Raw genomic sequence first — 20,783 nt, 5'->3', positions numbered from 1 at the left:
TTTTTTCAATTTAATTTTAGAATATCACGTTTAAACCAAACATAAATGTTCTGGTTTTTGGATAGAAGTTATTTGAATCTACACCCGGAGCTGTCCCTCCTTGTTCTACTTCCGGATCAATTCCTGAATATTTGGTAATCACAAACAGGTTGTTTATTGTTTGATATACACGAACACTCTGAATAAATTTGCTCACTTTTCCAAAATTATAGCCCAAAGTCATATTATCTAATCTAAGATAGCTTCCGTCTTCTATAAAGCGAGATGAATATCTATAGGCGTTAAGGTCATTTGGTGATTCCTCACTTGCATCCGCTAAGATGTTAGTAGTCATTGCAGTACTAGGTCTGAATAAATCGGCTCGGGTAGCATTGAAAATTTTATTACCAAAAACCCCTCTGAAGAAAATATTCAAATCAAATTTTTTGTATTGAAAATTATTTCCCCATCCTAATAATACTTTTGGCTGTGCGCTTCCTGCATAGTGATAGTCAGTACCAATAGCCGGAGTTGTAGTCAAACTGCCATCTTTTGCTACATATTGAGAAACACCTGCATCATTTTTCCCTGCATATTGAAGCGTGAAGAACTGACCAAGAGGTTTTCCTTCTTTAAAAATTTGTAACGTACTTCCGGTTTGCCCTCCTCCGTCTGGCTGTACTCTTCGAATAGAATCACCACCAATGAAGAAAGGATTTGTTAATTTAACAATTTCATTTTTGTTGCTTGCTAAATTCAAATTCGTTGACCAGGTAAAATTGGCTGTCTTAACAGGAGTTGCGCCTAAACTTATCTCTATACCTTTGTTAGACATTGCTCCTCCGTTTGCTACAATTGTTCCTACTGGTACAAGCACTGGGTTAACAGCATAATTAAAAATCATGTCTGTTGTTTTCTTGTCATATAAATCAACAGAACCAGTGATTTTTCCATTAAACAATCCAAAATCAACCCCAATATTTGTGGTAGCAGTTTTTTCCCATTTCAAATCCGGGTTCGCAGCCTGATTAGGTCCGTATGCTCCAATTTGTTGTCCATTATAATAAAAAGTTCCTAAACTTCCGGAAATGAACTGGGCAGTATAAGCATTAAATCCTGAAGAGTTTCCTGTAACACCATAACTGGCACGGAATTTTAAGTCACTAAAGAGCTGCTGGTCCTTCATAAAACCTTCTTTATCAACTCTCCAGGCAGCACCTACAGAAGGGAAATAACCCCAGCGATTATTGGCTCCAAATACAGAACCTCCATCTCTTCTAATCGTTCCCTGTAAGAGGTATTTATCTTTATAATTGTAATTTAAACGTGCAAACTCACCTATCAAACGTGTTTTTTGGTATGCTCTGCTGTCTCCAAAATTCACAACATAACCATTCACTGATGTATAGTTACTAAGTGCCAGGTTATTGTAACCAACATTGTCTACTGGGAAATTTGTTGCCGTAGCCTGAAATCCGTCTCCCAATGTATTCTCCTGCCAGGAATATCCCAAAACAGCTTTTATCTTATGAACTCCCAGTGTTTTATCCCAGGTTAAGAAACTCTCAATAATATTATTAGTGTTTTCATAATTGTTTCTCAATGCAGAACCGTTTACACCAAAATTGATTAATGTTTTTGTTTGAGGCGGATCTGGGTTATTGTAGAAATTGGCACTATTGTATTGTGAATAATAGCTATCATAGAACTCACCATGTGCAGAAGTAAGTTTTTGGTGTGCCAGGTTTAAGTTATACGTAAATCCAAAAGGAAGTTTTACTTCTGCAGTAAGATTACCAACAAGATTATTTGTTTTTGTTTCGTCAGTTCCATGCTCGATTAAAGCTACCGGATTAAAATATCCTGTGCTAACAAAGTTTTCGAAAAAAGATCCATCAGCATTTCTTACCGGAGAAACAGGAAGATGACTTGCCGCCTGCAAAAGTACCGTATTACGTTGTGGGACATTTACATATTTGCTATTAGAATTGGTAACATTCAGGCCAAATTTAACTTTATCATCAAATGCAAATTGCTCTACAGACAAACGGGCGATTATACGGGAAAAATCACTTTTTAAAAGAACTCCTTCTTTGTTAAGAGATGTAATACTCGCTGTATAATTACCATGTTGACCGCCACCGCTCATCGATAAGTTATGGCTGCTTGACTGAGCTCTTTCTGGTCTCAAAATTTCTTTCTGCCAGTTTGTATTGGCACCTTTGTCATTCTCGGGAGTAAAGTTCAAATTATTTTTTGTAGTAAACGCTCTCAGCTGGTTTGCATCCATCATATCAAGCTGATTGGAAACTTCTTCCCAGCCGACATAACCATTGTAAGCAATTTGAGTTCTGTCTTTACTTCCTCTTTTGGTAGTAACCATAATTACTCCATTGGCGGCACGGTTACCATAAATTGCAGTTGCAGCAGCATCTTTTAATACATCAATAGTGGCAATGTCATCAGGAGAAATAACAGAAATATCAACTCCCGGAACACCATCAATAACATAAAATGGTCCCTGGGAACTATTTAATGTAGAGGCTCCACGTAAAACTACCGAAGCCGTTCTTGTAGGATCTCCACTTGATGAGATATTAAGACCAGACACCTTACCTTGCAGCAATTGTCCAACATCACTTATTGCCCCTCTGTTTAATTCATCTGCTTTGATAGAAGTTACAGATGTTGTCAAATTTTTACGGGATCCTTTTCCGTAACCTACCACTACAACTTGCTCTAAAGCGTTAGTAGCAGAAGTTAATTTAATTGTCAAATTTGTTTTTGCTCCGTCTAATTTAACAGTTTGATCTGTGAATCCAAGAAAGGATACAAGCAGTACCGCATTAGGATTTGAAACGGACATTCTGAATTTACCATCAAAATCTGTGACTACACTATTAGTAGTACCTTTTTCAAGAATATTAGCCGCTGGGAGGGGTAAATTCTTTTCATCTAAAATTACTCCGGACACTTCTGTTTTCTGTGCCCATGAATTAATTGAAAGACCTAGAAAAAAGGCTAACAATAAAAGCTTAAGTTTTTCCATATTTATTTTAGTTAATTGGTTAAAATAGTTAAAACGAAATTACTATTAAAGAAATGTTAAGAAATGGACAGTTTATTCAGAAACATGGATATTTTTAGTAAAGTCAATGAAATCGGGGCTTTTGCAGTATATCTTTTTTATAATCTATAATTAAAGTCTTACTAATATATTCATTACACTGCTAACTGCCCCTGAAAACCCAACTCCGGGTTTCAATAAAAATAACAGATTAACTTTGCTTTCCCTTTTTACAGCAACATCCTATTTTATTGGCTGTAGATTTGGAAGTTACTATTGGATTTTAAAACACATTACTAATATTTTTAAATCCCTTTTAACATTGCTATATTTTTTTGATTAAATATTGATAATAATTTCTACTAATACATTTCTTTACTTTCACTCCATTTTATTTCCCATTGTTTAATTGATTCTCTCACCTTCAATTCATCAAATGGTGTATTATTGATTATGGATTCTCTTTGTGCCTGTAAAAACATTTTCCATCTAGGCCAATAAAAACCTTTGTACATTCCACGCCATGATCTGGAGGCATAATCATTTAAATGTCCTTCTCCGCCCCAAAGTGTTATTAATGTTTTTGCATTTTTTAAATATAGTTTTGATTCAACCGGAGAACTTCCGTAATCCCAGGCAGATTTCAGCCAATAATTCAAACTATTCAAGGGTTGTCCAGACATCATATCATCTATATCTAAGGACTGTCTCTCTATTTTTTTAACTAATTCATCTCCTCTTTTTATGTCTTTCAGCCCATAGGCAGTTACACATTCCATTAATAAATCGTCAATACAAAGTGAGTAATAATGTCTTGATACATCAATTAAATCATAAGAGTAAAGGCTTTTTTTATCGAAATTTTTAGCTTCTTTTTTCAAAATATCCAGAGCCTGTTTTTGCTTTTCCTTATCTCCGGGATTTCCTTTAAATTCTGTTATTTTGAGTGTTGGTCTTTTAAATAATAAATAGGCTCCTGCCCTGTCATTCCACCAACGGGTTTCCCAATATTTAGTGCTATACATTGACTCTGTCAACAGTTGCCATGCCTGGAAAACCGGTGCAGAAGTTTTTTTTCCGTATCTGGCATTCAGGTGTTTCAGCAGCCAGTCATTTACCGATTCTCTTCCTTGTGTCCACGGAAGATCATAAATATATTCATAAACGATTGAGTTATTATGCAAGCCTTCCGGCATTACGCCATACCCCACAACATTACCCTTATTAGAATTTTTTAATACGTATATAAGTTCGTTTCTGTAAAAATTTAAATCTCCGTAAACAGGATTAGACCCTCCATAATTATGTACATAACCATACGACCATTGTTTTCCATAAAAGGCTTCCTGATTTTCCCATACTTTATACCTGTCGTTTGCATAATCCTGAATGATCATCCTGTCATTAGGTACTTTACTAAGAAAAGCTTTAGTAGCTTCTTTAGTCCAGAACTCTTTATTGTCACCAAATAACCATCCTTGCATAACCCAGGTTGCGCCTGGAGAAGCTTCATTAATGGTTTCAAAAATGGTATTTCCATAATCTGATAGTTCCTCATATTTGTGTGCTTCAGAAACTGGCGGCGTGATTTCATTGAAAGAATCAGCTAAATAAAAATCCGATTTCCCATATACTTTCGTATAAATTTCTATAAAACGTTTTCCAATTTCTTTAAACAAAGGGTCATTTGGATCCAGTAAATAAGTGCTTTCAAAACCTCCTCCGGACCAGGATTTCAATTCACTGATTTTTGAATTAGGATGTTTCTCTGCAAATGCTTTTGGCACATAGCCACTAAAAGCGGGTACAACAGGGTGCATGCCTAATGTCCGCATCTTTTGCAATATCTTTTTTTGAACGTTCTCTTTTTTATTTATCCACTCTTGGGGCAAAGGTCCTTCAAGACTATTTATGTTTCCCATTCTCTGCCAGGGTAAAAATGCCGGTCCTGTAAAATGTGCTTGCAATTGACTGTCCGTTAGTCCATACTCTTTCCATAATTGTTGCCAGACTGCTTCCTGTCCTTCCAGTGCTGTAGGCAAATTAATCCCGTGAAGCGCCATCCAGTCTATTTCTTGTTCCCAACGTTCCCAGTCCCACCAGGGAGTGGTATAACCAAATGTACAGGCATTTAGATATTTTCTGTATTTAAAAGGGGTAGCTTCTTTTTTGGAATACTTTGGCCAGGCCTTAGGCAAATTAATTCGGTTTCCTTCCCAACTAACTGAAACAGCACCAATATCCCTAAGAAAAGTGTAGGCAGCATAACAAATCGTAGTATTAGATGTCCCTGAAATTTTTACACGTTTCCCTATTGTTGCCACTTCAAACTTATCCGAATTAATTTGATCTTTGTTTTCAATAATACTTAAATCAAACTCATCTGCACGATTACCAATAAGTCTTTCAATTACAGTTTTTGAACTTTTTACATTTTCCTCATTTTGGCAATGTACTTTAGGCGCTAAAAAAAACAGCACTATAAACAAAGGAATAATATGGTAACTTTTAATTTTCAAACTCTCACTTCTCATATAAACGTATATTTATTAAATCATTAATTTTTAAAAACTGACATAAAAAATTAGGGAGATAATACTTAATTCATCTCCCTTTTTAACTAACTCAAACTAACACAAAATTAAAAGCCAACATTTTTGATAACACTTATAAAGTTTTATTCAGACATCTGTAATAAATTTAGATGCTGAATTGAAGATAAAATTATAAATAATGTATTTCTAAAAGATGGACGCATTATTCAAAACTATAGACATATTGCGCATTATTTTATCCCGAAAGTTTCTGACTTGCCTGGGATTACAATGATTTATAGCTTTTAACGGGTTATGTAGTCAATTAAACTGAAGGAATTAGACAGTGTCTTGTCCTAAAATAGGTTTACACAAAGTGTAAAAATATGGAAAAAATTTCCGCGCTATCGTTACGCATATCAGAGCGATTGGGGCACGAATTATATAGCTTTCTTTATCAACTTCTTTTTTTTATAAAACAACTAATTTATCTCATAACCATTTAGGAACTCTTGAAAAAAAGTCGAGAGCCTTTTAAGAGATTTAGAATTTACAAGAGCATAAAAAAATTACGCAAGGTCAGGGACATCATTTGCCAGCTTTTCATGAGGAACATTTCGTGAAGCAGGGTTAGCTTTTTTCGTCACTTACGTATTCCAAAATATCACCTGGCTGGCAGTCTAATGCTTTACATATTGAGTCTAAGGTACTAAAACGAATTGCTTTCGCTTTTCCAGTTTTTAAGATAGAAAGATTAGATAATGTCAAATCAACTCTTTCAGAAAGTTCATTCAGAGAAATTTTCCGTTTTGCCATCATCACATCTAAGTTTACAATTATAGGCATAGCTTAAACAGTTAAATCGTTTTCGTTTTGAATATCTATTCCTTTTTTGAAGATAGTCGCAATAACGTAGATTACAGCCGCCATCAAAATAAATGCTTGACTATCTGCCCAAAACTGATTTAAGTTGTCAGTAACAAAACCACGATGCACTAAATTCTTAGCTGACTGTCGGGCTATGTAACTTAATAGTCCAATTGAAAGAGTGTAGTAACTAATTTGTGAAATTTGTCTCGAAACAAAGCTGTTGAATGGTTTTGACAAATCAATTTTGCTCACTAATCTGATGACTACATAAAATAGGACAGCTTTCAAAATCGCTATGACAAGTATAAAACTATACATGCTGAAAAAAGCCCATTTACTACGCTCATACATTTCACTTATGTCCAACTTTTGATAAAGATTTTGGACAAATTCAGGTTTATAAAGACTGAAAATAAAATTGACTATCAAACCTCCAGCCTCAATACACAAGCCAACGAAGATGACCCAAGCTACAATATGTAAGCCTTTAAATACGATGTTATTTGTTTTTGGCATAATTGTTAGAAGTTAAATTACATCACAAATATAATAAATAATTATTGATAAACAATAAATATATATTTATATTCAAACAATAATTATAGATTACTAAAATATTTCAAAGTTGTTTGTTATTTTATTCTTTAAAGAATTTATGGAAGTCTTACACTAAAATACCAAGTTGATTCAGGATATGTTTCATGGGTTTTACCAGTAATTCCCTAATGATATCATGAAAGCATCTGCCCTGATTACTTCACTTAATTTTATTTATAATTGGAGTTCAGTGAACTTCGTTTGAAGCGGCATCCTTTTTATCCGCTTTTTTTTGCGGATAAAAAGATACAGCGGGGATTTACAGGAAAACTCCAAGTGAAGTATTGGAAAAGGTGGATAGAAAACCCTTTTTATCCAAATGTCCTTCTTGTAAAACGAAAAATTTACAAATGATTTTTTAGAAACGAATTTATGCTCTACTAAAAAATTTAATTCTTGAATATTAAGTCTAAAACCCAAATTGCTTGTAGCGTGTGTTGGCAGATAGCCCTTTTGGTTAGTTTAGTTGTCGCTTAAAACTACAAAAAATAAAATTCTGTTTTGTTTCAAAAGGAGTTGTATGGTCTTCGGTTACACATTTTATTTTTTCAAATCCATTCTCCATTTCGGCGGTTAATGTTTCTTCGCTATATTGTTTTATGTCTAAACCGCTACATTTTTTCGGTCCGTTTTCAGAAAAGGTTCCAACTGTTAAATATCCTGAAACTGATTTTCGTGCAGTTTCCATATATTTTTGAATTTGCTCTTCACTCGTCAAGAAATGAAAAGTTGCTCTGTCGTGCCAAACTTCAAAAGTTTCATTTGGTTCAAATTCTGTTATATCACTTACAACCCAATTTACTTTTTCTGCATTTACTCCTAATCGTGCTTTTGCTTTCTCGATTGCTTTTGCGGAAATATCTAAAACAGTTATATTCTCAAAACCTCCTTCGATTAGAAAATCTACAAGTTTACTATCTCCGCCACCAATATCAATGATTTTAGATTTCTTTGTTAAATCAAACGATTTTATAAAATCTAATGAAGTTTTCGGAATTTCTTGAGTCCAACTTACTTCGTTCGGGTTTTTAGTTTCGTAAACTGTTTCCCAATGATTTTTTCTAGTTGTTTCCATATTTTAGATTTTCTTTTAGTTCCGATTTTTTCTTCAAGTATTTATTCTAATGTACTGCAAATCAGTGAGTTTAAGACTAAACTAAGCGCTATTTTCGCATTTGCCACCCAAGCGATAGCGAACAGGCGAAGCAAATCATCCCAAATACAAAACCAACTTTTCATTAAGCCAATTGCCGAAATCCGTTGTAGCTGTTCGCGGTAGTGGCTTTATTTAATTCTATTTTTGTATAATTCGATTAGTTTTTCTCTTTCTTCAATTTTTTCTGTTTTCATAATATTTATAAAAGTTATCATTTTTTCTAAATCAACTTTTATATAACTTAGATTCAGATTTATTTTTTGCGCTCCAATTTTTTGATTTAAATTGTTTGCCCATTTATATAATTTCTTTTTCATTACAAATCTTTCATCAGTTTTTATAGAAATAAAGACCTGCTTATGAACTTCAATATCATATGCGTTTTGTATATATTCCCATTTTATCAATTCTTGATTTATACTTCGGTCCCAAATTCCAACTTCAGTAATAATTATTTGAACTCTTCTGTCGAGAGTATTAAAAATACTAATCAAAAAACCAATTCCAAAGAAGCATAAGCAAAACCAAAAAATAAACTTAGTTTCTTTTTCGTTTATTAGGGACCAAATACTTGGAATCACAAAAAGAGAGTACAAAAACAATAATCTTAGCGATTTAATAGGGCATTTGTAAAGTTTAATTTCTCTCATTTAAGTTTTTTCCTATTTACCATTCTGCTAACGTTTCCAAACTTGCGAAGGCGTAGATTTCTATAATCAAGCCATTTGGTTTATCCCCAAAGTTTACTTAGAAACCTGACCCTCAAATTCGGTACTCAAGCCAATATGGTGTTGTAGCCGGTTATTTTATTCTTATTAATTCAACTCTGCGGTTTTTAGCTTTGTTTTCCTCATTGTTATTCTCAACTAATGGTTTTGCCTGACCAAATCCTATGCTTTCTAATCTATCTTTAGAAATATTTTTTGACATCAGCTCGTTTTTAACACTTTTGGCTCTATTTTCAGACAATTCCTGATTATATTCCTTGCTGCCATTATTATCTGTGTGTCCTTCAATTGAAATCTTTAGCGAGCTATTATTATGTAAGGTTTGTGCTATTTGATTAACTGCTTCTTCCCCTTCTCTTGATAAAACTGATTTATTGGTTTCAAAATTGATGTATAATACTGTTTTTCCATTATTTATCAATTCATTTTCAATTTCTTTTGCAGTTTTAATTTTCGCAGTTATATCTAAAGTTTTCGTTTGCAATACTGCCAAACCTATACTCATGTTATCATCTGTTTTTGCTACATGAATCCAATTTTCTTTGTCCTTATTTTTTATTAAATAAACATAAGAATCAGTGTATCCTAAAAAGCCATAGCCAGGATAATTATACATTTGAACTTTTTCCCTTAAATCATTAACCTTTTCACTGTTTAATTTCCCCTCAAATATCTTTTTTCCTTCTAGTTGGTCAATGATAATACTTTCAAGGTTACGTAGTAATTCTAAAAATGAAAAGGTTTTGTTATCAATAGTAGAAACTCTACTTTGAAAAAGTTCTCCCTCTTTTAATATATATTCATCAGTTGACACAAAAAAAGCAAATTGGTCATAATCTGAAATATTTTTAGGTTGATCAAAAACATAACCCTTTGGTAAATCAAAAAAGATAATATTATCTATATTTTTACTGGAAATCGGAATAGAATTAATATCAAGCCCGCTAATTTCAGAATTACTATTGGTTTCAATCTTTTCAATGTTAGTCGGATTTATGTCAGCAGGGTTTTCTTTGTTATTCTCACTCTTACAGGAAACAATTGTTATAAATAAAAAAGTATAAAAAAATTTTGTCATAATATCTGTTTTTAATGTTATAATTGGCTACAACTTATATAAGCGAAACAAACATTCGCCAATCTACCTAAATTTGGATGTATATGCGAAGGTTTGTTTCATATTATTCTTTTTCAAATGTATTTATTTTTTCTTACAAATCATCAAAAGGATTTTTTATTTATTGAATATTAATAGTCTGAAAAACTATTTCATGATGTTGGTTTTATGAAAACTACTGCCCTGATTACTTCACTTAATTTTATTTATAATTGGAGTTCAGTGAACTTCGTTTGAAGCGGCATCCTTTTTATCCGCTTTTTTTGCGGATAAAAAGATACAGCGGGGTTTTACAGGAAAACTTCAAGTGAAAGATGAATGTAGGGCGGTTCCGTTCAACACGAGTTTCTTGTTCGTGCTACGCACACAACGAAACTCTAGCTGTTGGCAGTAACTTTTTTTTATTTATTCTCCTAATCTATTTTCAATATCCATTCTTTCATGTAAAACTCTAACGACTTCAATTTCATTTGTTTTGTCTTTTTTAAAGAAAATTAGATGTGATTTTACTTTTGAATATCTATATGATTTTCTAATTTTCCCAACGTCACGAGCCATATCTAAATTATGTACGATATATTCAATTTCGTCAAAGATTAAGTTATAATATCGATCTGCTTGTTCAACAAACCAATTTTCTGCCGTATAAATCCAAATGTTATTAATGTCCGTAGCTGTTATGTGAGGTTCCTTATAGTTTACTTTTTAAATCGATCATGCCATGAAGAATTCTTGCGATTTCTATTTCGTTCTTTGATATAATTGAGTAGAAGATAATATGTTCACCTGATTTAAAACCTAACATTCCTTTCGTTACTATATCATAGTTTCTACCAAGTTTTGGATTATTTGCTAAATCATCACATGATGCCAAAAGTAAATCATAATACTTTTCAGCTTGCATTTCAGACCAAGTTTCGATTGTATAATCCCAAATTTCAGACAAGTCATCAACAACTTTATTTGTTAAATAATATTTAGCCATTTGATTTTTTTCTTGCTTTTAAAACGTCAAGATGTTTTTTAGCATCAAAATCTACTGCACGTCCACTTTCAATTCCCTCATTGATCGCCTTTCTTAAAGCTATAATTTTATTTTCCTCATCTTCTAAAAGACGAAGACCGGCTCTGACAACTTCACTTGCATTATTGAATCTTCCATCATTTACACTGTGTTCAATAAAACTTTCGAAATGATTACCAAGCGATATAGAAGTATTTCGTCCCATAATTTTTTTTAGCTAAGTTACCAAAAAATGGTAACTTGTCAAATTATTACGGATTTTTTTGGAATCTCACATAACGTTTATGTTTATGCCGGTTTGGGTTTTCGAAGCTCGCACTGTCCCACGTTGCTGAACGAAATTGAGAAAACAAAACGTTAAATTTACACTGAGTCCCAAACTGACATAAACATTTGGTTAGCGGTTGACCTTTCCTCAATCTATTTTAATGTTAAAATTTCTGTCGGAATTGGTTTATCAGTTCCAATTGTTGGTTTAATTATATATTGTCTTATTCCTTGTTCCTTTTGGCTGTCCATTTTTAATTGCGCTGTAAACGGGCTAACAGTCATTACAGCTTCTTTAATCACCTTCCATTGTCTTAAATTGTCATGAGAACAAAGTTTGTCGTTTACACTTAGTGCAGAATTTTCCGTTCTCAAAATTGCAAGCATACCAACATTTGTCAAATCAAACGAACCCAAAACTTCAATCTCATTGGCGAGTTGTCTTGGCATAACGTCTCACACACTTCTCTCCAATGTCTCTTCTATGAAAGAGCCACCAAATCTTGTCAAGATGTCGAGTGCGGAAACCTCTTCAAATGGCTCGTCAATTCCTTGCTTCCAAGTTGTCAGTAGGTGCGGATGCCGTTTGTAATAAAGCCAAAACTTAATTTTACTTAGTTGACAAACTTCGTAAGCCAAGTCGAATGGAATTTCTTCATCTAATATTTTTCTGTCTTGTCTTTTAACTAATGAATCAAAGTTGTCAAAATAAGTTTTGTATTTTGTCCAAATAGGTTTTTCAAGAACAGTTTTTAAATTGTCCGTTTCACTTCTAAATGCTGATGTCAATTCCCAAAATTTCATATTCGTTGATGTCGTCACTGGCTTACTAACGTTCTGGCGCTTGGCGAGGTTGCAAACTTAACCGTTTATTTTACATTAAGATAAAAATTCTTGCGAAAGCTAAGAGTGAATTTACAACAAAATTCGCAATCTTGCTAAACGCCAGTTACCAGCAGTTTTTTTTTTAAATTTTAACAGAGGTTTTATATTTTCTGGAATTTGGTCTTTATTTTCTATTTTTTCATAAAATTTTAATGCTTTTTGTTTCATTTTTTCATCGTTCTTAATTTCAGAAACTTTAAGTAAACATAATGAATAATGAATTTTAACGTTTTCATCTTTTTTATATGTTGAAAAACTCTTTTTTAGATAATCTAATCCTTCTTCGTATTTTTTGTTCAAAGTAAGTAAAACACCTTTCAGAAAAACTACATCGCTTTTTAATTCTGAATTTGATTCCCCATATTTTTCTATTGCAATATTAATATTTTCTAAACCCCTTTCGGTATCTCCAAACATTGGAGAAGTCACGCCAAAACCATAATATCCTTCTGGATTTTCTGGAAAGAATTTTATTATTTCATCATATTTTTTTCGAGCCAATTTTACACCTTCAGTATTTCCGAATCTAAGTGCTTCGACAGCTAAATTTGTTTTAAATTCTATAGCTCGGTTATTCGCTAAACTGTCAGCTAAATAATAACAAACTAAAGCATTTTTCTCTTCAAGTAGCCTCATTGTGTATCCAGTAAAAAACATAGCATCGCAAAAAGTAGTATCAATTTTATATGCTCTAAAAAAAACATCTGATGTTTTTTTTAGATATTTTTTATCAAGTGTTCTATTCAAGAAAAGTGTTTCAATTCCAATATTAAATAATCTTATTGCTTCAGGATTTTCAGATTTACAATACAATCTCTTCCCTTCAAAGTAATCTTGAGAAAATATTAAATTTATGTTTAAAATTAATAAAAGAAGAATTAGTTTTTTTATTTAAGTTTCTGTTTTTAGTTTTTTGCGGTAAAATTGCTGGTAACGGTTGCGGGCAGGAGCAGTTGCCGATGCCTGCAAGCTGAGTTCTCTCGGTGAAGATAAATAATTTTTGTGAAGACGATGTTCCAGTTAGAAAAAATAAGGCAATTGATCTTGCCTGCTGTTGTGTGACGTTTACTTCTCAATATGCTTCCATAAATTACGCTTAGTTTTCATAAAAATCGTTTGCTGGAATGTATAATAGTCTGGACCTTTTATGTATTTTACATCTCCATGATCGTAAATCATAAGATTATATTCTACTTTGACATTCTGACCTAAATCAATAATATTTAAAAATTCAAAATCTGAAAATGTTGATGCTCCGCTTGGACGTAAATAACAATCTTGTTTGATAAGAGTTTCTGCGACTTTATCATTCGGAAAATAAGTTTTAATCAAGTCAATTTGACTTTGTGAACCTTGTTTACTCAATCCAAGTGCAGTTGTCAATTCGCATGTATCGTTTGTACAGTTTGTTCCGCCCATTGCTGCGAAAAATGCGGCTAAAGCTTTCAAATGAATTGGCAATTTCGAAATTTCAATTGAATCTATTTCTAAATTTTCATTTTCAGTTTTTATGATTTTGTAACTGGCAATTTGAATATTTTTTCCACTATTACAGGAAATAAGAAATAGAATAAATACAAATATTGAAAGTTTTTTCATTTCTGGTTTAGTATAAATCTCGAATAAATGTTGCACAACGTCAGTCTGTGAAAAAACTAAAATTGACCTCATGTGAATCTCATATTTGAGATTTTTCTCAGTAGCCCTCCGAATACTTTCTAAATTTAAAGAGGTTTTTTCACAGCCTGACGTCCCGCTACTACAACGGATTTGGGACTAAATTAAGCCCTTCCTTCGGATTTGCCACCCGAGCGATAGCGAACAGGCGAAGCAAATCATCCCAAATACAAATCAACTTTTCATTAAGCCTATTGCCCAAATCCGTTGTAGCTGTTAGTGGCTGGAGTTTTGCCCACTCCGTTCAATTCATCAATAAACATTCTCTTTCCGGTTTTAGGTAGTCAAGTTGTTTGTCCTCGAAAAGTTCTTCCAATGCCTCGCAACCCATGTCAATTTTATAGTCTCTTTCTTTTTCAGTGATTGGTATTAACCAATAGCAATGGTATAATCTGTCGTTGAAGCTAAATAATTCAAGTTCTTCACCGTCAAGGTAAGGTAATGAAATAAAGCAATGGTCGCATTTAGAGTTGTCAAGCCAAGGTCTGCCAATATTGATTGTATGATGAATGTTTAAAGGCAAACCATTGCGATGATACGAAGCACAAACAGTAATTAACTCCACTTGAGCGAGGTCTTGTCGTGGTGAAAAAACAAAAACTTCAATCAAGTTATCATCTTGTCTGGCAAGCGACATACCAACGGAACAATAAGTCCAAAAATCGTGACGGTCATTTGGTTTAAATTCCAGAACATAGAAGTCCTGATCCAGTTTCTCTTTCAGGCCTTTTTCTAAAATTAGTTTCTGTCCCGAAATACCAAAGAAGTTCTCATAATGCTGACGAAGTTGGTCAGTATATATTTTAGATTGTTGTGTTATCAAAGTCTTTATATGTTTATTGTCTGCGGTGTCGTTATATCCTTCCACTAACGTTTTTCAGCTACCCGAAGGTGGCGATTTCGAAGCACTTCACTGGCACCAAGCAGAAACTCTGATAGAAGCACAAAGCTTGATTTAACCACTGAACCGCCACTTTTGGGTAGGTGCTGTTGAACTAAACCTTCGGTAGCACTCCCTGTGATTTTGTACCTTACGAATATAATAATTATGGTCACAAAAAAAAAGTCGGTTGAAGAATTAAGGGGAAACAAAATTCTCAACCAGGCAAAAAGAGAAGTGTCCGGGTTTATTGATTTATTAGATCGTTTTGAGCGTACGGTCTCGATTTTGGGCAGGAGCCAAAGCACCTTTAATAATTATTCGCGCCATGTTGCCTCTATACCCTTTATTTCGGAAAACTTCCTACAGAGTTAGATCCCGAACAAGTTCATGATTACTTGTTTTATCTTCAAAAAAGTCCAAAATCCCTTCACAGACCTATTTCAGGCACTGCGTTTATGGGCTTCGCTTTTTGCTTTTGCCTAAATGCCCCCTGTTGTAAAAAAGGCAATCTGTACCGCATCACTGTTTTTGACCAGCGCGGTCCCCCTGAGTGGTATCTTGGCGGTGGCCAAAACTCTATTGCCTGTGAAAATTGATTTTACGGATAAGGGAACTTGTGCAGGAAAGTGATGCAAAAAAAGAGGCGCAATAGCCTCTTGAAATTCTTATAACTCATTTACCGAAACCCCATAAGGGATGAATGTAGGGCGGTTCCGTTCAACACGAGTTTCTTGTTCGTGCTACGCACACAACGAAACTCTAGCTTTGGCAGTAACTTTTTTTTATTTATTCTCCTAATCTATTTTCAATATCCATTCTTTCGTGTAAAACTCTAACGACTTCAATTTCATTTGTTTTGTCTTTTTTAAAGAAAATTAGATGTGATTTTACTTTTGAATATCTATATGATTTTCTAATTTTCCCAACGTCAAGAGCCATATCTAAATTATGTACGATATATTCAATTTCGTCAAAGATTAAGTTATAATATCGATCTGCTTGTTCAACAAACCAATTTTCTGCCGTATAAATCCAAATGTTATTAATGTCTTCTAATGCCTTTTCACTAATTATATACTTTGGCATTATTTTTGAAAATTAGCTTTTAGCATTTCAAGATTTTTATTGCGGTCAAATTTTCTGATTTTACTACTCTTTTCACCAATTTTTAGTTCATTGATTAGAGATTTTGTTTTAGTTTCTTCTTGCTCAAAAACTCTTAAAGCAGTTCTCACAACCTCACTTACCGAACTATATTTTCCTGTAGAAATTTGTTCTTTAATAAAGTTTTCAAAATAGTCTCCTAATAATATTGATGTATTCCGTGCCATAATTTTTAATTTTACCAAAGATACCAATAACTGGTATTAAATTCAAATTTTTTTCGGTTTTTTACGCAAAAGTTACTGCTAACGTCAGTCTGTGAAAAAACTCAAATTGACCTCATGAGAATCTCATATTTGAGACTTTTATCAGGTAGCCCTCCGAATACTTTTTAGATTTAAAGAGGTTTTTTCACAGCCTGACGTTCCCGCGCTGCAAGCAGTTTGGAACTAAATTATGCCCATTATTCGGATTTGTCAAATCTTCCCCAAATACAAAACCAACTTCAAATTAAGCCTAAAACCCAAATTGCTTGTAGCGTGTGTTGGCAGTATTTAATGTTTTCGAGTTGCTTTTAATCCACTGTATTTTTCCAATTTTGAAATAATTTCAGTGTCAAATCTATTTTCTATTCGTTCTTTTGTATTATAGTCAAAATCTTCTTCTTTTAGCCATTGATTATGTCTTTTAGTGAAGACGGAACGAATTGCTAAGATAGTTGGTCCATTTTTATTTTGTTTTTCATTTCCATCTTCCACAAATGATACATAATACATTTCTTCAGGCTCTGATTGAAAATAAAAAATTCTTGTATCTAAAAACCCGAAACCTCTTTTTTTCCAATTATCATTGTCATTCCATTTTTCGGGAATTTCAAGTTCTGGATTTTTCACAAGCAAAGTTTCAATTGCTTTTTCAATATTCTGTTTGGGCGTTTCAAAATTTCTATTATCAAAACCTCCCAAAGTTCCGTCACAACTAATTAATAAACAACTAAATAAAAGAATAAAAAAGAGTTTAATTTGCATAATTTTCTCGATTCTGCGGGTTAATTACTGTCAACGTTCCAGCGCTTAGGCCGAGGTTGCGAACTTCGGAACTTATTCTTTTCTGTTAAAGATAAAATTTCTTGCGAAACCTAAACGTGAATTTACCACAAAAATCGCAATCTTGTCAAACGCCTGTTAGCTGTTGCCTTTATTGTACGGAAACCATAATCCCAATCCTGCGTTTAATTTTATTCCTCTTTGTTTTCTTGGTAACCACTTAATTTTTGTTACAAATTTTCTAATTTCATTATCGAAATATGGGATGAATTTATTGTTGCTTTTTTGTTCAAATTCTGTATCAATTTTTAAATTTTTAATTTCTCCATTTCGATAAAGTATAAATTCAACATTACTACGTCCAACATATCTTTTATGTTTAAAATCAAAATCTTTTGGGTATTTAAAAGTTAAAAAAAAATCATTTTCTACATCTTCTCTTTGCTTTTCTATAGATTTAGCCTTTGGATAAAAAATAGTTTCGTCATATTCATCCATTGAATAAAAAATTTTACTAATATTTTTATTCAAATAAGCTCTGTCTGCTTTTGCTTCTAAACTATCAATAAAGTCTTTTTTAAATTTGTTTTTTATTGTTTCATTCATAAAATCTACATAGCAATAACTTCTTCCTTTTCCGTGTCCAACACAAGAAGTTAAAAATATTTCGCAATCTATTCCGTATGGTTTTAGTAATTTTTTTAACTCTTCTATATGTCTTCCATATGATGGTGACGAACTATATACATAATAAGTTAGGCTATCTTTAACAATTTTTTCTTGAGCAAAATCAATTTCTTTTAAACAGCTTGTGTCTTTTGTTGATATTTTGCCAATAATTGTTTTTAAACTATCTAATTTAGAATTTCTATATTTTTCAATATAAGCTTCAGGTTTTCTTTTGCAAGAAACCAAAATTAAAATTGATAAAATCAGAATTATTTTATTCATATACTTTTCCCTGCTCCGCAAAGTGTTCTCGCCTACGCTGCGCAAATGTCTCTGACTTTGCGCCATTTTAAACAAATATAATTTAAAAACGAAGACTTCCTAAAGTCTCTGACTTAAAATTAAATCCTAATATGAATTATAAAGGATTATTGATTTCGCATCCAAAACATTAATGATTGGATTATTTACTTTTTCAATTTGTAATAACCTGAATTATTGACATAATTACTTGCACTCGAATAGAGATATTCTGATGCCTTTGCAACCAATTCAGACCTAACAGGATTCAAATGGATGTAATGCAATTTGGACCACATAAATTCAATTGAATAAATTTCTTCTGCATGATTTCCGTACTGCCACCCGAGCCTGGAAGGCGAACTGACGAAGTAAAATTGAAATTCTTTATTTCTTGTATGCATTTGCGCAGCCATCTTGAAACGCTCCAACATCCATTCTCTTCTGCTTTCAGGACTACTTTGAATTTGTTCCAAAATACTCTTGGCTATAAACTTTTTAAAATCTCTTATTAAATCAGATAATTTTCCATCCTCAGACTGTACAATTATAATGAATATGATTACTCATAATTACATAACCATACAAAATCATTCCTTTGTTTTTAATACAATAAGCTAAACTTTCAATCACTATATCTCTGTAAATCTGACGGGTAAAAATATCTATCCAGTCTACAACGGTTGATGTTATAAAATGTGGTAATGTTTGATCTCTAATTACATATCCTTCTTTCATTCTATTTTTTTTTTTACAAAAATATAGGATTTAACTTGCTTATTTATCTGTTCAAGAAGTAATTTAAAAAAGTCGGGAGACTTTATCATGTTTAGATTTTATAAGAACATAAAAAAAGCGCAAAGTCAGAGACATTTGCGCAGCTTTTCATAAGGAACTCTTCGCAGAGCAGGGGTTTAAAATTGCGCAAAGTCTGAAAAAGACTTTGCGCAGCGGGGTACTCGCCACAGGCAAGCACCAGAGTTGGGTGTAAACGAGCGCCAGTTGGGCCTATTGCCCAAATCCGTTGTAGTAGCTGTTATGCCTCGCCTTTTTTCTTATCAGTTTACTTTATTGTTAAATTCTTTCTCATATTTTTTTTCTGCTTTTTTTCTAAAAAGTACACTATCAAAAATAGAATGATTTATTAAACGCATAACGATTAAAGGAATTAAAAATAAAGCTGAACTAATTGTATTTGAAAGCCAAAATGGTAATGTTTCGTATTGCTTGTTGACAAACCAAAGTAAATAGATAAATAACACAAAAATTATATAATGAAATACGTATTTGTAATCTTTCCTTAATTTACTTTCGATATAGACTTTCCTGTCTTTATATAATTCTTCAATTGTATCATATACCATTTTTATTACACTTTCGCGAGAACAAGAAGATTGAATATGGAATTTACCTTCACTTATATTTTCACTTGTTTTTATTGGGAGTTCGTTTAGGTAACCTTCAACTTCTTTATTTTTTACTTCTTCGATTAATAAAGCTTTCTGTACTTCAGCAAGATTTAAATCGGTGTTATTAGTTAATTGATTTCTAATATACTTTTTTATTTGTGGCAATGTGAAGTTTTTTTTTACACTCCATTTGACATATTTAAAATCAGGATTAATAAAGAGCACTGGTTCCTTAATGTTTTTTTCTATGCTCTGTTTATAAATAGTTTCAACATCAATTAAATTGCCGTTAGGCATCTTAATTTTAAAAAAACCATTATTAAATTTATCCTTTACTTTATTTTCTCCTAATTTATCTAATTCAGCTTGGGAAACTTCTTGTAATTCCATTTCCTTTTTAAGTGCTTCAAATTCAAATTCAAATGAAAAATTAGTTATTGAGTCAATTATTTTCTGTACAGTTTTTTCATAATCTATCATAAATATCCATAGAAATTAAATGATTTTGCCTAATCATTGTTGTTTTTAACTTTTAAAAGTTTGTTCCTTGTCTACGTCGTTTTTTTAAGGTGAGGCATTAACGTCTTGGTACTACAGCGGGTTTGGGACTAAATTAAGCCCTATTATCGGATTTGCCAAATCATCACAAATACAAAACCAACTTTCCATTAAGTCACTTGCCCAAATCCGTTGTAGTAGCTGTTACCAGATGTAGCTAATCTGCATTTCTGATTCTCAAATCATACTTTTTCCAAATATATAATTGAACCAAAAAATATGTTATAGGATAAATGATAATAAAACTTATATCATAAAAAAATAGAATTACAATAATTAGGAGGGATAACGATATAAAACTCGCTAATCTGTAGAGATAATTCTGCCGTATATCTTGGATTACGTTTAGAAAAATACTTAATGACAGGAACGCTAGCATAGAATTATAATAAAGTCCTCCAATGATGGTCATTAATAAAGCGATATATATATATCGTGTTGATGACATATTTGTCAAATTCCAAAAACTTATTACAACTAAACTTAATATGTATGTAGCAACAAGAATCACCAAATAGTATTTTAAGAGTACTTTGAACATCTATAATTGTTTTAGGTTTTTTGCTATATCTGGTAACTTACTTATACCAGCCATTAAATGGCTTCAATAAGCCCTTTTTTGGTTGGCTTTGTGCCATAAAATGGCTTTTTTGTTTTTGCGAATATAGGAAAAACTTTGATAAATCATTAAACATACCTAATTCCGTTTAATTTCTCCAAACGGTTATTACACCAAAAGTTCTTATGAAACCCAAAGCCCTAGCCCTGATGGGAACGGCATCCTTTTGTGGCGGGGTTCGGCACAAAAGATATAGTGTACAGCAGGAAACAGCTCCTAATTCAAAAACTGAAATTCATAAAAACAAAAAAGCTGCTCCGGGGCAAATAGAGCAGCTTTTTACAACTAAATAAT

The 20,783-nt window shown here is 32.5% G+C and carries 23 protein-coding genes and 1 pseudogene; 2 read left to right on the top strand and 22 right to left on the bottom strand.

Annotated elements, in window-relative coordinates:
* Positions 1-16: 16 nt before the first annotated feature.
* From J2W48_RS17805 to J2W48_RS17735, 15 genes are all read right to left on the bottom strand, one after another.
* Entirely contained in the window at positions 17-3,028 is a 3,012-nt protein-coding gene (locus J2W48_RS17805) for a SusC/RagA family TonB-linked outer membrane protein (RefSeq protein WP_310283048.1), read from the bottom strand.
* Positions 3,029-3,408: 380 nt separating this feature from the next.
* Positions 3,409-5,580 carry an alpha-N-acetylglucosaminidase gene (locus J2W48_RS17800; RefSeq protein WP_310283047.1) on the bottom strand — a complete coding sequence of 724 codons (2,172 nt, stop codon included), beginning with the start codon at positions 5,578-5,580 and terminating at the stop codon, positions 3,409-3,411.
* 630 nt (positions 5,581-6,210) lie between these two features.
* Positions 6,211-6,426 carry a helix-turn-helix domain-containing protein gene (locus tag J2W48_RS17795; protein WP_310283046.1) on the bottom strand — a complete coding sequence of 72 codons (216 nt, stop codon included), beginning with the start codon at positions 6,424-6,426 and terminating at the stop codon, positions 6,211-6,213.
* A 3-nt stretch (positions 6,427-6,429) separates the two neighbouring features.
* Positions 6,430-6,966 (bottom strand): DUF2975 domain-containing protein, encoded by a 537-nt coding sequence (locus tag J2W48_RS17790; RefSeq protein WP_310283045.1) that lies wholly within the window; start codon positions 6,964-6,966, stop codon positions 6,430-6,432.
* A gap of 538 nt (positions 6,967-7,504) precedes the next feature.
* Positions 7,505-8,122 (bottom strand): class I SAM-dependent methyltransferase, encoded by a 618-nt coding sequence (locus J2W48_RS17785; RefSeq protein ID WP_310283044.1) that lies wholly within the window; start codon positions 8,120-8,122, stop codon positions 7,505-7,507.
* Between the two features lie 209 nt (positions 8,123-8,331).
* Positions 8,332-8,853 (bottom strand): STM3941 family protein, encoded by a 522-nt coding sequence (locus J2W48_RS17780; RefSeq protein ID WP_310283043.1) that lies wholly within the window; start codon positions 8,851-8,853, stop codon positions 8,332-8,334.
* Between the two features lie 151 nt (positions 8,854-9,004).
* Positions 9,005-10,009 carry an OmpA family protein gene (locus J2W48_RS17775; RefSeq protein ID WP_310283042.1) on the bottom strand — a complete coding sequence of 335 codons (1,005 nt, stop codon included), beginning with the start codon at positions 10,007-10,009 and terminating at the stop codon, positions 9,005-9,007.
* Positions 10,010-10,453: 444 nt separating this feature from the next.
* Positions 10,454-10,714, bottom strand: coding sequence for a type II toxin-antitoxin system RelE/ParE family toxin (locus J2W48_RS17770; protein WP_310283083.1), 261 nt, complete (start codon positions 10,712-10,714; stop codon positions 10,454-10,456).
* Positions 10,715-10,739: 25 nt separating this feature from the next.
* Positions 10,740-11,033 (bottom strand): type II toxin-antitoxin system RelE/ParE family toxin, encoded by a 294-nt coding sequence (locus tag J2W48_RS17765; protein WP_310283041.1) that lies wholly within the window; start codon positions 11,031-11,033, stop codon positions 10,740-10,742.
* Positions 11,026-11,277 (bottom strand): type II toxin-antitoxin system ParD family antitoxin, encoded by a 252-nt coding sequence (locus J2W48_RS17760; protein WP_310283040.1) that lies wholly within the window; start codon positions 11,275-11,277, stop codon positions 11,026-11,028. Before J2W48_RS17760 ends, J2W48_RS17765 begins: the two co-directional genes overlap by 8 nt.
* A gap of 215 nt (positions 11,278-11,492) precedes the next feature.
* Positions 11,493-11,789: a hypothetical protein gene (locus tag J2W48_RS17755; protein WP_310283039.1), complete on the bottom strand. Its 297-nt coding sequence runs from the start codon at positions 11,787-11,789 to the stop codon at positions 11,493-11,495.
* 6 nt (positions 11,790-11,795) lie between these two features.
* The gene (locus J2W48_RS17750) at positions 11,796-12,143 is read right to left on the bottom strand and encodes a hypothetical protein (protein ID WP_310283038.1); all 348 of its coding nucleotides are present in this window, start codon (positions 12,141-12,143) and stop codon (positions 11,796-11,798) included.
* 111 nt (positions 12,144-12,254) lie between these two features.
* The gene (locus tag J2W48_RS17745; protein WP_310283037.1) at positions 12,255-12,971 is read right to left on the bottom strand and encodes a tetratricopeptide repeat protein; all 717 of its coding nucleotides are present in this window, start codon (positions 12,969-12,971) and stop codon (positions 12,255-12,257) included.
* A 318-nt stretch (positions 12,972-13,289) separates the two neighbouring features.
* Positions 13,290-13,823: a hypothetical protein gene (locus J2W48_RS17740; protein WP_310283036.1), complete on the bottom strand. Its 534-nt coding sequence runs from the start codon at positions 13,821-13,823 to the stop codon at positions 13,290-13,292.
* 322 nt (positions 13,824-14,145) lie between these two features.
* A complete protein-coding gene (locus J2W48_RS17735; protein ID WP_310283035.1) occupies positions 14,146-14,724 on the bottom strand; it encodes a suppressor of fused domain protein in 579 nt (192 codons plus the stop codon).
* 535 nt (positions 14,725-15,259) lie between these two features.
* Here J2W48_RS17735 and J2W48_RS23225 point away from each other — a divergent pair.
* A pseudogene (locus tag J2W48_RS23225) lies at positions 15,260-15,380 on the top strand (IS91 family transposase); the annotation flags it as partial.
* A gap of 190 nt (positions 15,381-15,570) precedes the next feature.
* Here J2W48_RS23225 and J2W48_RS17730 read toward each other — a convergent pair.
* The 7 genes from J2W48_RS17730 to J2W48_RS17700 all read right to left on the bottom strand — a co-directional run bounded on the left by J2W48_RS17730 (position 15,571) and on the right by J2W48_RS17700 (position 19,792).
* Complete coding sequence (locus tag J2W48_RS17730; RefSeq protein WP_310283034.1) at positions 15,571-15,870, bottom strand: type II toxin-antitoxin system RelE/ParE family toxin; 300 nt, start codon at positions 15,868-15,870, stop codon at positions 15,571-15,573.
* Positions 15,870-16,115, bottom strand: coding sequence for a type II toxin-antitoxin system ParD family antitoxin (locus tag J2W48_RS17725; RefSeq protein WP_310283033.1), 246 nt, complete (start codon positions 16,113-16,115; stop codon positions 15,870-15,872). Before J2W48_RS17725 ends, J2W48_RS17730 begins: the two co-directional genes overlap by 1 nt.
* A gap of 327 nt (positions 16,116-16,442) precedes the next feature.
* Entirely contained in the window at positions 16,443-16,781 is a 339-nt protein-coding gene (locus J2W48_RS17720) for a hypothetical protein (RefSeq protein ID WP_310283032.1), read from the bottom strand.
* Positions 16,782-17,072: 291 nt separating this feature from the next.
* The gene (locus J2W48_RS17715; RefSeq protein WP_310283031.1) at positions 17,073-17,885 is read right to left on the bottom strand and encodes a hypothetical protein; all 813 of its coding nucleotides are present in this window, start codon (positions 17,883-17,885) and stop codon (positions 17,073-17,075) included.
* A 185-nt stretch (positions 17,886-18,070) separates the two neighbouring features.
* Complete coding sequence (locus J2W48_RS17710) at positions 18,071-18,379, bottom strand: hypothetical protein (RefSeq protein ID WP_310283030.1); 309 nt, start codon at positions 18,377-18,379, stop codon at positions 18,071-18,073.
* A 58-nt stretch (positions 18,380-18,437) separates the two neighbouring features.
* Positions 18,438-18,641 carry a hypothetical protein gene (locus tag J2W48_RS17705; protein WP_310283029.1) on the bottom strand — a complete coding sequence of 68 codons (204 nt, stop codon included), beginning with the start codon at positions 18,639-18,641 and terminating at the stop codon, positions 18,438-18,440.
* A 320-nt stretch (positions 18,642-18,961) separates the two neighbouring features.
* Positions 18,962-19,792, bottom strand: coding sequence for a hypothetical protein (locus J2W48_RS17700; RefSeq protein WP_310283028.1), 831 nt, complete (start codon positions 19,790-19,792; stop codon positions 18,962-18,964).
* Between the two features lie 822 nt (positions 19,793-20,614).
* Here J2W48_RS17700 and J2W48_RS17695 point away from each other — a divergent pair.
* Entirely contained in the window at positions 20,615-20,782 is a 168-nt protein-coding gene (locus J2W48_RS17695) for a hypothetical protein (protein WP_310283027.1), read from the top strand.
* Position 20,783: the final 1 nt, after the last annotated feature.

Source organism: Flavobacterium piscis (assembly GCF_031457575.1).
Classification (GTDB): domain Bacteria; phylum Bacteroidota; class Bacteroidia; order Flavobacteriales; family Flavobacteriaceae; genus Flavobacterium; species Flavobacterium piscis_A.
The sequence above is the reverse complement of the archived record's forward strand: the minus strand, read 5'-3'. Positions and strand labels throughout refer to the sequence as shown.

Bases quoted from the DNA above. Each gene is read 5' to 3' on its own strand.
- J2W48_RS17800 (WP_310283047.1), bottom strand. From the start codon at position 5,580: ATGAGAAGTGAGAGTTTGAAAATTAAAAGTTACCATATTATTCCTTTG.
- J2W48_RS17785 (WP_310283044.1), bottom strand. From the start codon at position 8,122: ATGGAAACAACTAGAAAAAATCATTGGGAAACAGTTTACGAAACTAAA.
- J2W48_RS17765 (WP_310283041.1), bottom strand. From the start codon at position 11,033: ATGGCTAAATATTATTTAACAAATAAAGTTGTTGATGACTTGTCTGAA.
- J2W48_RS17700 (WP_310283028.1), bottom strand. From the start codon at position 19,792: ATGATAGATTATGAAAAAACTGTACAGAAAATAATTGACTCAATAACT.
- J2W48_RS17755 (WP_310283039.1), bottom strand. From the start codon at position 11,789: ATGCCAAGACAACTCGCCAATGAGATTGAAGTTTTGGGTTCGTTTGAT.
- J2W48_RS17730 (WP_310283034.1), bottom strand. From the start codon at position 15,870: ATGCCAAAGTATATAATTAGTGAAAAGGCATTAGAAGACATTAATAAC.
- J2W48_RS17805 (WP_310283048.1), bottom strand. From the start codon at position 3,028: ATGGAAAAACTTAAGCTTTTATTGTTAGCCTTTTTTCTAGGTCTTTCA.
- J2W48_RS17740 (WP_310283036.1), bottom strand. From the start codon at position 13,823: ATGAAAAAACTTTCAATATTTGTATTTATTCTATTTCTTATTTCCTGT.
- J2W48_RS17790 (WP_310283045.1), bottom strand. From the start codon at position 6,966: ATGCCAAAAACAAATAACATCGTATTTAAAGGCTTACATATTGTAGCT.
- J2W48_RS17705 (WP_310283029.1), bottom strand. From the start codon at position 18,641: ATGAAAGAAGGATATGTAATTAGAGATCAAACATTACCACATTTTATA.
- J2W48_RS17725 (WP_310283033.1), bottom strand. From the start codon at position 16,115: ATGGCACGGAATACATCAATATTATTAGGAGACTATTTTGAAAACTTT.
- J2W48_RS17750 (WP_310283038.1), bottom strand. From the start codon at position 12,143: ATGAAATTTTGGGAATTGACATCAGCATTTAGAAGTGAAACGGACAAT.
- J2W48_RS17760 (WP_310283040.1), bottom strand. From the start codon at position 11,277: ATGGGACGAAATACTTCTATATCGCTTGGTAATCATTTCGAAAGTTTT.
- J2W48_RS17715 (WP_310283031.1), bottom strand. From the start codon at position 17,885: ATGAATAAAATAATTCTGATTTTATCAATTTTAATTTTGGTTTCTTGC.
- J2W48_RS17795 (WP_310283046.1), bottom strand. From the start codon at position 6,426: ATGCCTATAATTGTAAACTTAGATGTGATGATGGCAAAACGGAAAATT.
- J2W48_RS17695 (WP_310283027.1), top strand. From the start codon at position 20,615: ATGAAACCCAAAGCCCTAGCCCTGATGGGAACGGCATCCTTTTGTGGC.
- J2W48_RS17775 (WP_310283042.1), bottom strand. From the start codon at position 10,009: ATGACAAAATTTTTTTATACTTTTTTATTTATAACAATTGTTTCCTGT.
- J2W48_RS17780 (WP_310283043.1), bottom strand. From the start codon at position 8,853: ATGAGAGAAATTAAACTTTACAAATGCCCTATTAAATCGCTAAGATTA.